Origin of the sequence: Serratia nematodiphila DZ0503SBS1, from assembly GCF_000738675.1 — a bacterium.
GTDB lineage: Bacteria > Pseudomonadota > Gammaproteobacteria > Enterobacterales > Enterobacteriaceae > Serratia > Serratia nematodiphila.
In genome coordinates, this window is sequence record NZ_JPUX01000001.1 from 2,847,448 (window position 1) to 2,860,422 (window position 12,975).

Annotated in this window: 7 protein-coding genes; 6 read left to right on the forward strand and 1 reads right to left on the reverse strand. The window is 56.7% G+C overall.

Features of this window, described 5'->3' with window-relative positions:
• Window positions 1-6 precede the first annotated feature (6 nt).
• Window positions 7-3,486 carry a type VI secretion system membrane subunit TssM gene (gene tssM, locus JL05_RS13140; RefSeq protein ID WP_033632661.1) on the forward strand — a complete coding sequence of 1,160 codons (3,480 nt, stop codon included), beginning with the start codon at window positions 7-9 and terminating at the stop codon, window positions 3,484-3,486.
• Window positions 3,487-3,511: 25 nt separating this feature from the next.
• Entirely contained in the window at window positions 3,512-3,865 is a 354-nt protein-coding gene (locus JL05_RS13145) for a DUF6277 family protein (protein WP_033632662.1), read from the forward strand.
• A 266-nt stretch (window positions 3,866-4,131) separates the two neighbouring features.
• Here the strand turns inward: JL05_RS13145 and JL05_RS13150 are convergent, their stop codons facing one another.
• Window positions 4,132-4,359 carry a hypothetical protein gene (locus tag JL05_RS13150; RefSeq protein WP_004935320.1) on the reverse strand — a complete coding sequence of 76 codons (228 nt, stop codon included), beginning with the start codon at window positions 4,357-4,359 and terminating at the stop codon, window positions 4,132-4,134.
• A 245-nt stretch (window positions 4,360-4,604) separates the two neighbouring features.
• Here JL05_RS13150 and JL05_RS13155 point away from each other — a divergent pair, with 245 nt between their 5' ends.
• The 4 genes from JL05_RS13155 to JL05_RS13170 all read left to right on the forward strand — a co-directional run bounded on the left by JL05_RS13155 (window position 4,605) and on the right by JL05_RS13170 (window position 12,974).
• Window positions 4,605-4,895 carry a hypothetical protein gene (locus JL05_RS13155; RefSeq protein ID WP_004935318.1) on the forward strand — a complete coding sequence of 97 codons (291 nt, stop codon included), beginning with the start codon at window positions 4,605-4,607 and terminating at the stop codon, window positions 4,893-4,895.
• Window positions 4,896-5,599: 704 nt separating this feature from the next.
• Window positions 5,600-6,175 (forward strand): helix-turn-helix transcriptional regulator, encoded by a 576-nt coding sequence (locus JL05_RS13160; RefSeq protein WP_004935315.1) that lies wholly within the window; start codon window positions 5,600-5,602, stop codon window positions 6,173-6,175.
• Window positions 6,176-6,283: 108 nt separating this feature from the next.
• Window positions 6,284-7,153, forward strand: a complete 870-nt coding sequence (locus JL05_RS13165; protein ID WP_033632663.1) for a hypothetical protein — start codon at window positions 6,284-6,286, stop codon at window positions 7,151-7,153.
• Window positions 7,154-7,187: 34 nt separating this feature from the next.
• Window positions 7,188-12,974, forward strand: coding sequence for a non-ribosomal peptide synthetase (locus tag JL05_RS13170; RefSeq protein ID WP_033632664.1), 5,787 nt, complete (start codon window positions 7,188-7,190; stop codon window positions 12,972-12,974).
• Window position 12,975: the final 1 nt, after the last annotated feature.

Sequence of the window (12,975 nt, forward strand, 5' to 3'; positions counted from 1 at the left end):
AATTATATGATACGTAGATCATTCATATTGGTGATTGCCTTGCTGCTGTGTGCGGTGGTGTGGTGGGTTGGGCCGTTGATCGCCATCGGCACCTATCGGCCGCTGCTGTCGGTCTGGGTCAGGGGCATCATCATCGCGCTGATCCTGTGCTGGGCGCTGTGGCCGTTCGTGGCGACGTTCTTATCCTGGGTGTTCCGCCACGCGCGAGCGCCGGCCCCGGCCAAACGCAAGACCGCCCAGCGAGATCGCGTGACCTCGCGCTTTTACGACGCCTTGCGCACCTTGCAGTACGTCGGCACGGCAAAGCAGCGCACCCCTTGGCAGCGCTTCAAATACCGCCTGACGCGCCGTTACGTCAGCGAAAAGCCGTGGTTTCTGGTCATCGGGCCGCCGGGCAGCGGCAAAACCTCGCTGATCGGCGAAAGCGGCGAACGCTTCTTGCTGGCCGAGCACTATGGCCTGCAGCAGACGGTGGACGTCGGGCCGACCCAGGATTGCAACTGGTGGCTGGCGGAGAATTCGGTGTATGTCGACACTTCCGGCGAATGGCTGCAGTTGAACGGTCTGGGGGAAGAGGGTGCCAGGGCGCGCGACACCCTGTTCAAACTGATCCGCCGCCATCGCCGCCATCCGGGCATCGACGGCATCATGCTGTGTCTGGATGCGCGTTGGTTGCTGCACGCCTCGCTGACGGAGAGAAAGTCGGTCGCCGACGCGCTGCGCGTGCGCCTGCTGGAGATGGCCTCGTGGTTCCGCAGCGAGCTGCCGGTCTATCTTACCATCAGCCACCTCGATCAACTGGTCGGCGGCGAGACCTTCCTGTCGATGCTGGGCGACGATCTGTTGCAAAAAGGCATGGGGTTCAGCCTGAACCGCGCCGAACAGGGAGAAACCCCCTTCGAGCAGTATGAAACCCTCTACCGGGAGATGGTGGCGCGCGTCAGCCATCACGTGCTCGAACTGTTGCACGATGCGCCGGACGGCCAAAACCGCCAGCAGCTGCTGTTCTTCACCGAGTCGCTGGGGTCGCTGGGCAACCCGCTGTATTCCCTGTTAGAGCAGATCTTCCCGCAAACGCCGGTGGGCTACGCCTGCCATCTGCAGCAGGTGTGGCTGGGCAGCACCATCGCCTTGCCGCCGCAGGGGGCGATCTACAACGCGGAAGCGGCGGATATCTATGAAGCTCGCCCGACCGGGCGCATTTATCACCCGGAGCTGGATTACGCCCGGCAAGAACGCGGGGTGATGCAGCAGTCTTCGCACGCCAGGCCGCTCGGCAGCCGCATGAGCTCTCTGGGCCGCTATGTGCTGGTGCTCATTCTGTTGGCGGTCTCGTTTAACCTGCTGGCGATGCGTTACCTGTGGGAGAGCGATTACATCTCTTACATTGCGGCGCGCTTTGACGAAACGAAGCGCATCGTGCGCGAAATACCGGTGACTAACCGCGTCAGCGACGATGTCATTTCCGCCTATGAGCAGCTGGGCTACATGAACGCGCAGCTGGGCGGCGAAGTGTCGCCGGTGCCGAATCCCTATTTCGAGCACAAGCTGATCAACAGCGCGGCGCAAAAAACCTACCAACGCCATTTGCTGCAGATCTTCTGGCCGGCGGTGGAAAACTATATCGCGGACGAACTCAAGAATGACGTCTCGGCGTCCAACAAGGACGTCTACGGCACTTTGAAAGTGTACCTGATGATGGGCGAACCTTCGCATCGCTCCGCCGAAGCCTTGGTCGACTGGTTCATGGCGCGCTGGGAAACCTTTATGCCGCAGGGTTACACCGACATGAACAAAGGCATCTTCGCTTACCATCTGCGGGAGATGTTCTCTTTGCCGGACGCGCCGGTCATGAAGATGAACGGCGATCTGCTGCGCCTGGCGCGGGTGAAAGCGATGAACATTCCGATGCAGGTGCGGGTGGTGCGCCGCATCGAAGAGAAACCGTTGCCGGCGGCGATCAACGATATTTCATTGGCCGACGCCGCCGGACCGAACGTCTCCTTGATGCTGCGCCGCAAGAGCCAGGCGACGGTCACCGATACCGCCGTGCCGGGGTTCTATACCCGCGCCAGCTATCGCGACGTTTTCCTGGCGCAGCTCGATGACGCCGCCAAGGACATGATCGAAGAAGAGTCCTGGGTGCTGCGCGACAGTGGGGAAGGGAAAAACGCGGTGAACTCGCTGGCCTCGGCGCAGAAGCTGGCCGACGAGGCGAGGAAGCTTTATCTCATCGAGTATGCCGACAAATGGGATGCGTTCATGCGCGATGTGCGCGCCCGGCCGGTCAACGGGCTTGAGGATGCGGCGATCCTGGCGCGTCAACTGTCCGACCCTTCTTCCCCGCTGGCCAATCTGGTGCGCTTCGCCGCGCGCGAAACCAGCATGACCGGCACCAACCAGGGCGATGCGGCAAGCTGGTTCGATCGCCAGCGCAACCGCATCGAGCAGCAGCGGCGCGACATCCTGGGCGAGATTTCCGGCGAGCGCGCGCGTTTTCGTCTCACGCCGGAGCGCGCGGTGGAAGATCGCTTCGAGCTGCTGCGCCGTCTGGGCTATCAGCTGTTGCAGACCACCAACGCCAGCAACGATCCGCTGAGCCGCAGTTTCGAAGCGCTGTACAGCCAGTTGACCACCTTGTCCACCTCGCTGCGCGGCGGCCAGGTGGTGCCCGCCGGAGGCACGCTGAAGCGCCTGCAGCTGGATGCGGCGCGCCAGCCGGAACCGGTGCGCAGCGTGATGATGGATCTGTTGCAGGTCGGGGACAGCCAGACGATTCAGCAAAGCCAGAAGAACCTGAGCAAAGGCGCTTCGTCGCTGGCCTCCGGCTTGTGCAAGAGCAGCATCAGCGGGCGTTATCCGTTCTCGCGCAACGCCAGAGCGGAGGTCGGCATCGAGGACTTCTCGCGCATGTTTGGCCAAAGCGGCGCGATGCAGCAGTTCTTCGATGAGAACCTGGCCCCTTATGTGGACGTCAACGCGCAGAAATGGAATGCCAAACCGGGTTCAGAGGGGATCGTCAATGCCAGCACGCTGGGCGCGTTTGAAAATGCCCGGCTGATCCGCGATACCTTCTTCACTGCCGGCGACAAGCTGTCCTTCTCCATGTTCATCAGGCCGTTGTCCCTGACGCCGACCATTACGGAAGCGACCCTGGATATCGACGGGCAGGTGATTAACTACAGCCATGGTTTCAGCCAGCCTACCCGTATCGATTGGCCGGGCCCGAAAGGCGGCAGCTATGTTCGACTCACCTTCCGCACCGGCACCGGCCAGATCCAGGTCGCCAGTTTTGACGGACCCTGGGCCTTGTTCCGGATGTTCGACGCCAGCAATCCCGTGCCGCTCGCCAGCGACAGGCGAGAGCTGACGATGTCGATGTCGTCGGTGGTGGGCGTGCTCAAACTGGAATTGCGCTCGACGATGAAAGATTTCCCACTTTGGTCACGGGCGTTGCGAGGATTCTCGTGCCCGAAAGCGATGTAAACACAACCGTAAAGAGGTGATAAACATGTTAGATCCAGCCAAAATTTTAGAAACCATGAAGGCCGGCGGCAATTTGGGCACCAACTCCCAATCGTCGCTGAGTCAACCGTTTATGCAAGGCGTCAGCAATATTCAAATGTCGGGGCCGGATGCGGCCAAGTCGGTCATGAGTAACGTGACAAAATCTTGCGATGATATGTTCGGCAATATGAAGGGCATTTTTAATGGTCTGCAATCAAATGTGAACGCACACCAGAAAATGCAAACGAGCGAGCAGCCGAAAGATTTTAATGTTTCCATGGACGATCTTCGTCCGGCGATTGCGAAAGGGTTCCCGCACGAAATGGCGGACTTCTTTTCCAAAGTGCCGAAACTGTAATCAACAACTCGATGGATAAAATACCGGGAGGTGGAAATGCCTCCCGGTATTCACAAGGAGTGGTGCGATGATCTATGACTGGATGCTTAAAAACGCCAATAAACGCATGGGTTTTTTCATCATAGTGATACCCAGCTTGTTTTTTTGGATAATGGTTTTTCTGACCTTTTATATTCTTTGATTCTTTGATGTAAAAAAAAGCACCCGCGAAGGTGCTTAAAATGAAACGAATTAAAAAAATAGGAAGGGATGATTATGAATTGTTATTACAGTTTAGAGATGATCTGCAATCCGCTGGAAATCAGCGCATCGACGGCCAGACCAATACCTTTACCGATGGTGCCGACAACGGTTTTGGCATCCGGGTTAACACCGGCAATCGCGGAAATGGTATCAATACCTGTACCTACCGCACTGCCAATCAGTGTGCCTACGTCACCAAAAAAACCAGCACCGTTAACTTGTTCAATTTCTACTGCGGATAGTTCTTTCATGATTGAAACTCCTTTTTCAGTTAGCCCTTTACTTCAGGCCATTTCATTATTGCAAATCAGGTCATTTTTTCAATAAAACTCGCGCTGTTTTTTTATACTATTGTGTTTTTTGTTAGATTGATTTTGCATCGTTAGATTATATATTGCCGAAGCCTGGATTGTTATATCTCACTCGCCTTGAACGGCGGCTGTTTTATGAGGTTATTATTTTAAATCGGAATGATATATACCAGAAGGGAGACCTTATGAAGGTATTGACGACGCCGGAAAGACCTTTCCGGTATGATGAGCTTGCGGATAAAATTATCCGGGAGGCCAGGAGCCGCTTGGGGTGCGCCGTTCTGCGGTTTTTAGACTGCATGATCCTGGGGTATGGCCCGCCGGTGATAGTCTTTGATATCTATAATAATCACGGTAAGTTGCAAACGTTCAAAGTCATTCTTCCTCTTGGGAGCGACAAGCAGCTAAAAAAAGATCACCTCGGATTGGTTTCCTGTCTGGAGGCCAAAAAGCTGATGAGGATCAAAAAAATATAATTCATCCCGCTCGTCAACGATGCCGCGTTATCTTTCTGCGCTGCGCATCACTCCTGAAAAATCGTTACTCCTACCAGGCATTTCTTGCGCGGGCGGCCGATGGGTTCGCCTTCTTCTTTTTTGTTGCCGTCTACATGAAAGGGCGGGAATCACTTACTGCCATAAAGTGTAGCTTTTTTTTATGCAATTTTTTTACAATAAAATGAATATGGTTATACTCTGTTTAATAGGGGCTGCGATGACCCCGCCGCCACGGACGAAAAAAGCATTATCCTGCCTTTATCATAAGTAAATTCCTAATGCATAAACGGATTCTCTTAACAATCAATGTCGCGCAATGTTATGTTCTATATTATGTGTTTTTTCGATATTTATCTGGATATATTGCGCTCTTGGAGTAAAATTAACGTATCAGAGAAAAATCTTAGCACCGTGATGCTGATGGCAATGATGCCTTATAAATATATCTTACGATAACAATTTCCCTTGCGAAGCGCGGCAGCTTACCGCGTCTTGCTTTTGTATGCTCTCCAGGGCAGATGATTTATATAACCCTATATAAAATGCACTTTTGCGAGGCATGGTCTTTTTTGCTTCGCCTATAACGCTTTTTTATTAAAAAGCACGTTAAAACAAAAAATAATCACAGCAATGATATTGCAGTAAGGAGAGTGAGCAAGCGTAGTCAAAAGGGAGGTTTGTTAATGGAGCGCGTCAATATCGCTATTGTGGATAAAAATCAATTCTTCAAGCTGGGGTTGAGTCTTGCCTTGCAAGAAGGTTTTCTCACGAATGGCATTAAGGCCAAGATCACGGGAGAAGAACGTGCCAACATCATATTCAGGGCGCCGGACAAGCGGGTGTCCATAAATTTTTGCCATACCCAGCTTTTGCAGGGCAACTTTTCTTCTATTCCGCTCTATTTTTCAATATTGGAGCATAAAAAGACATTCCCTAAAATTCATTGCAATTTGGAGGCCGGAAGTATTACGCGCAAAGACAGCGTGGCGGCGATCGTGGACAAGGTCATGTTCTGCTATCGCAAGAAAAATAGTTTGGTTTCAAGCTATTGCCCGCGTTGTCGTACCCAGCTGACCTTTAGCGAGGGGAAAGTGTGCCGTTTGATCCATTTGGGCTATTCACAAAACCAAACGGCGATGTTGCTCGGCATCAGCCCGAAAACGGTGAGTATTCATAAACGTTCGGCCATGAGAAAACTGAACATCGATAATAATATTGAATTTTTGCGCTGGCTAAAAATGCACAGCGACTCTTGTTAATCAGGGAAAGGAAGCGAACGGTCCGGCGCCGTATTATCAACGGCGCTGAGCGGTCATCTTTTATTGATTTCCGCCTAGCATGGAATCGGTTTTATAGGGAGATAAAACATGGCTGTCTTTGTGAGGGAAGCGGTTTCTCATAATCATTTCAAATTATTGCAGGAGCTTTATGGCAGAGATTTGGGCGGGGAGCGTTTCCTGCACTGGAAGCATTTGCTCGATCCGCATTGTGGGGCGCCGATGGAAAAAACGGGCATATTTTACAAGGATCAAGAACGTTATCTCGGGATGTTTGTATCCAGTTTTTATCCTTTTAAAATCAACAAATTGTCTTTTAATGTCAATATGCTTGGCGATCTTGGGATCCACCGTCAGGTCAAATCTTCCACCGTCTTGAAAGACTTTTTCCTGCAGGCTAAGCGTTCGGATGTGGCGGCGGATATCTGCTTTTCCGATGACAGGAAGATCAGGGTTTATGAAAAGATTTTCAGAAAGTATTTAACCACCAATACGCAAATCTATCCCTTCGTCGAATTAACCTTAAAGCCTGATAAGTTTATGGCCTTTCGTTTTACCGAGGGCGGCCAAGCGCGGCAGGCCAGTTTTATCAATAATCTGGGGCGAGAAAAAGATCATCGCGCATTTGAATATATTGAAAAACATCCTCTGTATCATAAAATTCATTATATCAATAAAGGCAATCTCTACGCTGTGATTGGCTGTTCCAGTGAGTGTGCCGAACTTTTGGATATTTCCAATCCTTCCAGGGAGTGTTTTTCCTGGGCCATCGGCGTTTGTCGGCACCTGCATAGCCGTTGCAAAGTGATGATCCCTACTGGTTTTTACAAGTCGATTTGCGCTCAGGCGGCGGAGGTCATTGCAGAAAAACGCATCAACATGCTGATCGGTTATTACTCCGAAAAGATAAGCGAGCTGATGCCGAAAGAGGTTTGGGTATGCCGCATGGATCGCCGTTAAGCAGGGCACGTGTATTCTAAATGGAGTGTTTGTCATGGAAGAGATTCCTGTATCACCCTATTCAAAAGTTTTTATCGATGAATATGACCGCCATCCAGAGGGCTGTAATTACAACGTATTGGTGCTGCAGCGTATTGAGGGCGCGCTGGATCCCATCAGATTACAAGCTGCGCTGAATGCGCTGGTGCAAGATCATGTCCTGCTGAACAGCCATATTCATGAACAGAATGGCGAGCTGTATTGGCGTCGCAATGACGCAATCCATCCTTTGCAGCATTACACGGACCGCACGCTGCTGACCCAAGTGATTCGCCAGCCCTTCGACATTTACCGCGGGCCGCTTTATCGTTGGGCGCTTTTCGCCGAGGGGGCGGGGCGCTATACCCTGGCGCTGGTGGGCCATCATCTGGTGATCGACGGCGCGTCTTCCGACGAGTTTTTCTCATTGGTGAGCCATTACTATGGTCAACAGCGGCTGTCGACACGCCTCGAGGCGGCCGAGATTGCCGCCATCAACCGGCAGCTGCAGCGCGAGGTTGAACAACTGGCCGCCGACGGAGCGCTGGCGCACTGGCGGGCCGAAGCGGCAAATTTGGGCGCGATAGACGTGCCCTTTGAGAAAAGCGGCGCCGTGCGAAACGATGAGGCGGCCGAGCTGCGTTTCCAGGTGCCCAAAGCGCAATGGAAAGCGCTGAAGCAGGGCGCGGGAATACGGCGAATGAATGACTTTCTGGCGTTGCTGGTGCTGTGGGGCATCTTGATGGCGCGCAGCGGCAATCAGGAAACGGTCTATATCAGCTATCCGGTGTCGATAAAAAAGGGGCAAAGATTTGCGCTTGGCGGGCATGTAAACACCAGCGTGATGCCCCTCTCGCTGCGTGATGGCGAAGGCTTCGCCGCCGTTTATCAACGCGCGCTGGCGTTTATTACCGCCGCGGCGCCGCACTCGCGCCAACGGTTTAACCAACTGCCCACGCAACAGGTGGTGCAGGCGCTGGGGATCCGCGCGATGCCGATTTCCTTTGCCCAGACCAACCTGCGCGATGCGGCCTTGGCACTGGCCGATTGCGCCACTTCGCCGCTGTTTGAAGCCAACCACGATATGGCCAGCGCGTCGCTTTCCCTGGAATATGAAGATCGGGCCGACAGCGATGCCTTGCAGTTCCGGCTGCGTTTTCGTCAGGACATGTTTGACGAAGAAGATATGCGCGGCTGCGCGGAACATTTCATGCGCTTGATGCAAGCGGCGATGCGCGCGCCTGACGCGCCTTTACGCCACCTCGCCTTTTATCCCGCCGCCGACATGCCGCCAGATGACGACGCGGCCCCCGCGTTGCCGAGAGAAACCCTCAGCGCCCGGTTTGAGGCGATCGCGCTGCGTTATCCGGATAAGATTGCGCTGGAGTTTGAGGGGCTGCATGTCAGCTACCGTGAGCTGAACGGCATGGCGAATAGCCTGGCGCGCGAAATTGCGCTCCGCTACCAAGCGCTGACCGGGGGCGCCCCCCAGGCGGATACGCTGATTGCGCTGTACAGCGAGAAAAGCCTGGAAATGGTGGTGGCGCTGCTGGCGGTGCTGAAAACCGGTGCGGCCTATGTGCCGCTCTCCTGCAATTATCCTCAGGCGCGCATTCGGCATATTCTCGAAGAAACGCGCGCGCCGGTGCTCATCGCCGGGGAAAGCCTGCAGTCGGCCGCCGAGGCGCTGGCGGCGATGATGACGCACGCCGTGTCCGTCCTCACGCTGGGCGATCTGAACCGCCTGCCACACGAGCGGCAGAATCTGCCGGCCGTCACCGGCGCCGACCGGCTCGGCGCGGTGATCTATACCTCGGGATCGACGGGGATCCCGAAAGGCGTGATGCTCGAGCAACACGCGATGTGCGGGTTGGCGACCGCGTCCGGCATCGCTGTCACGCCCGATGACGCGTTGCTCTTCCTCTCGAGCCCGGCGTTCGATGCGGCGACGTTCGAGGTGTGGGGCGCATTGCTCAACGGCGCCAAATTGGTCGTCGTGCGCGACACGGAGGATATCGCCGGCGATGTGCCGCAGCTGGAAGCCTTGCTGCGTCGGCAGCAGGTATCGATTCTGTGGGCGACGCGCAGCCTGTTCGATCATCTTTACCTCAGTCACCCCGACTTGTTCGCCGGGCTGCGCTGTCTGCTGGTGGGCGGGGAGGCGCTGACCGCCACGCTGATGCAGCGCCTGGTGCGGCAAGCCAACCGCCCGCAGCAGGTCATCAATGGCTATGGCCCGACGGAATGCACCACGTTCACCACGATGTACGCCATCGCGGCGGACGAAACCCGCAGCAGCATCCCGATTGGGCGAGCCATACCGGGGCGCGAACTTCATGTGCTGGATCGCTGGCTGCAGCCGTTGCCGCCAGGGCTGGCCGGCGAGCTGTATATCGGCGGAGACGCGCTGGCGCGCGGCTATCTCAACCAGCCGCAGCAGACGCAAGAGCGTTTCATTACGCTGAACGGGCGACGCTTGTATAAAAGCGGCGATCGGGTGCGAGAGTTGCGCGACGGCAACCTGGAGTATCTCGGCAGAAACGATTGCCAGGTAAAAATCCGCGGTTTCAGAATTGAACTCAGCGAAATAGAGAATACGATCAATGCGCTGGAGGGCGTCGAGAAATGCGTCGTGGTGGATGTCGTCCATCGCGATAGCAAGCGCCTTGCCGCTTATGTGCTGATGGCGCGGGGCGAGCCGCTGGATCCTGCCGATTTGCGCGCCCGGCTGGAGCGGATCCTGCCGGATTACATGGTGCCGTCCAGCTATGTCGCGCTCGACGAGATACCGCTGACGGTGAACGGCAAGCTGGATCGCACGGCGCTGCCCGCGCCGCAATTCGCGCAAAGCGAGCGATATGCCGCGCCGCAGAACGCGCTGGAGGCGTTGATTTGCGCCCTGTGGGCGGAGATCCTCGGCGTTGAACGGGTAGGGGTGGATGACGACTTCTTTCGTCTGGGCGGCGATTCGATCCAAAGCATCGTGTTCACCAGCGAATTGAGCAAGTCGGGCTATCACAGCAACTCGCGTGCGGTGTTCGAAACCCGGAATGCGCGGGCGCTGGCCAAGCGCATTTTGCAGCAACGGGAGGCGATTGCGCCGCTCAATGAACAGGGCGAGCTGCAGGGCGAATTCGAATTGCTGCCGATTCAGCGCTGGTACAACGAGCAGCCGCCGCAACATCGCGCCTTCTTCAACCAGACTTTTTTGGTGCGGGTGCCGCCGATGTCCGCCGAGCGCGTGGCCGATCTGGTGAACGGGCTGGCGTCGCGCCATGACATGCTGCGCGCGCGGTTTAGCGCCGACGACGCCGGCGCGCTGGTCGCGCAGCGCTATCTGTCGGTGGCCGACGGCGGCCCTTCATGGGGATACTATGACCTGGCGCTTTGTCGCCAAAGCCGCGCCGAACTTCTGCATCAATGGCAATCGGGGTTTGATCCGGTAGAAGGGCCGCTGTGCCGCTTCGTCTACATTTTCGACAGCAGCGCGCCCGGTTACGCGCTGATGTTCTGCGCATTCCATCATCTGATCATCGACGTGGTGTCCTGGCGCATCATCGTCAGAGACATGCGACGGTTGCATCAGGGGGAATCGCTGTCGGCGAAAGGCACCAGCTACCGGCAGTGGGGCGAGACGTTAAGGCACTACGCGGCGAGCCGGCATGACCAATGCGCTTACTGGTTGGCGATGATCGCCGGGCAACCCGATTACGCCACGCTCAGCGAGGGGGCGCAGAGTCCGGCGTTTTGCCGCTTCGAGTGCGACGCGGCGTTGACGACGCTGTTGATGGACAGCTGTCATCAGGCCTACCGCACCTCGATCCGCGATGTGTTGCTGGCGGCGCTGGCGCCGGTGCTGCAGGCCTGGCATGGCCGTGCGGACAGTTACCTGACGCTCGAACACCATGGCCGCGATATCAATGACGATAAGATCCAGCTCGACGACACCGTCGGCTGGTTCACCGCCTTACTGCCTTTGCGCATCACCGCCCATCAGAGCCCAAAACACACGCTGCGCGCCATCAAGGACGCATTAAGAAAGATGCCGGATCACGGCATCGGCTATTCGGCGCTGAAATACGGTTCAGCGTCGGACGACGAAGCGATAGCCTGCCTGCGGCGCCACCGCTTGCCGGCCATTTCATTCAACTATCTCGGGGTCTTTAACGAACAGACTGACGACGCCTTGTGGGCCTTGATCGACCAAACGGCGGATCTGGAAAACGGCGCGCTGCCGGCGAGCGACAATGTGCTGGATCTGGTGCTCTACGTGCACGGCGACCGACTGAGCATCGTGATGTCGGGCTTATTGCCGCAGGCGACGCTGGCCCGGATCGGTTCGCACTATCGGGAGAGCCTGTCGGCGCTGGTCGCACACTGTTGCCACGAGGCGAGCCAGGGCGTTCGCCTCGCCAGCCCGGGGGACTTCCCCCATGCCAACGTCAGCCTCGCCGAGTTGGACCGCTGGCAGCAACGTCATCGCATCGCCGCCGTTTTCGAGGCTACGGTCACGCAGCGGGAATTGATGTATTTCAACCGGCTTAACCGCGAGTATCAGATCGATCAGGCCGTTTATGAGGTGGCCGGCCCGCTGCAGCCGGAGGTGTTGAACCAGGCCTGGTCGCTGGCGCTGCAGCGATTTGAAATGCTGCGCGCCGGGTTCGGCGATCAAACCCGCCGTGGGCGGCCAAACGTCTTCATCTGCGAGACGCTGCAGGCGCCGATCGCGATCGAGGATTGGACCGATGCGCCGCCGTCCTTGCTGGAAGAAAGGATGGAAGCGCTGTTGGCCCGGGAACGAGAAACCTCGTTTGAGCTGGATGCGCCGCCGTTGATCCGCTGGCGCCTGATCAAGTTGAACGCCGATGAGCACTATCTGGTGCAGACCTTTAACCATATCTTGTTCGACGGTTGGTCCCTCGGCGTTCTGTTCGAACACTGGTTCAACGACTACCTCACCTTGCTGGAAGGGGGCGCGCCGGCGCTGGAAATTAACCGATTTGAGCCTTTCGCCGCTTATGTGCGCGCGCACGGCGACGATCCCGAGGCGCAGGCATTCTGGGCGAACTATTTGCGCGGGGCGCCGGTCAACCAACGTTTGCCGTTGAGCGCTGCGCCGGATGCCGCGCCGCAGGGGCGACGCATGCGGCAATATGGCGCGGAATTCAGCGCGGAACAGGTGGCAAGCCTCACCGCGTTTTGCCGGCGCCAGGGGATCACGGTCAATCAACTGACGCAGCTGGCCTGGATGCTGGCGCTGGCCGAAGCGCTGGCCTGTGACGATATCGCGATCGGCACGACCATGAGCGAGCGCCCGGCGGACATTGAGCAGGTGCAGACGCTGTTTGGCCTGTGTGTCGCCAGCCCGGTGCTGCGCCTGCAGGCGATTCGCCGCCGGCCCATTTATGCGTTGCTGGCCGATATCGCGGCTTCCCAGACGCTGAGGCAGAAGTACGCCTTTTCCGAACTGAACCGCTACGACGAACAATGGGTGCCCACTTCGCCGTTCGGCAGCCTGTTTGTGTTTGAAAACATGCCGCAACCGCAGAAGGATCCGCGCTTGCCGTTTACGTTCCAGGTGACGGATATCGTCAGCGGCAGCAACCACCAGACGGTGCTGTGTTTGTTCCCCGAAGCGGAACGGCTCGCCATTTCACTGTTTTATGATTCTCACGAGATAGCTCAGGAGACCATCGTTGCGGTAGGGCGCCGTTTTCAGGCCATTGCGCTCGCGATCGCCCACCTTCCGCCCGACAGCGAAATCCGCGCCGAAGACGGGATTATCCAGGCGGAGGAGGCGTGAT

Coding starts and splice junctions, on each gene's coding strand:
- tssM (WP_033632661.1), top strand. CDS start 7: ATGATACGTAGATCATTCATATTGGTGATTGCCTTGCTGCTGTGTGCG.
- JL05_RS13145 (WP_033632662.1), top strand. CDS start 3,512: ATGTTAGATCCAGCCAAAATTTTAGAAACCATGAAGGCCGGCGGCAAT.
- JL05_RS13150 (WP_004935320.1), bottom strand. CDS start 4,359: ATGAAAGAACTATCCGCAGTAGAAATTGAACAAGTTAACGGTGCTGGT.
- JL05_RS13155 (WP_004935318.1), top strand. CDS start 4,605: ATGAAGGTATTGACGACGCCGGAAAGACCTTTCCGGTATGATGAGCTT.
- JL05_RS13160 (WP_004935315.1), top strand. CDS start 5,600: ATGGAGCGCGTCAATATCGCTATTGTGGATAAAAATCAATTCTTCAAG.
- JL05_RS13165 (WP_033632663.1), top strand. CDS start 6,284: ATGGCTGTCTTTGTGAGGGAAGCGGTTTCTCATAATCATTTCAAATTA.
- JL05_RS13170 (WP_033632664.1), top strand. CDS start 7,188: ATGGAAGAGATTCCTGTATCACCCTATTCAAAAGTTTTTATCGATGAA.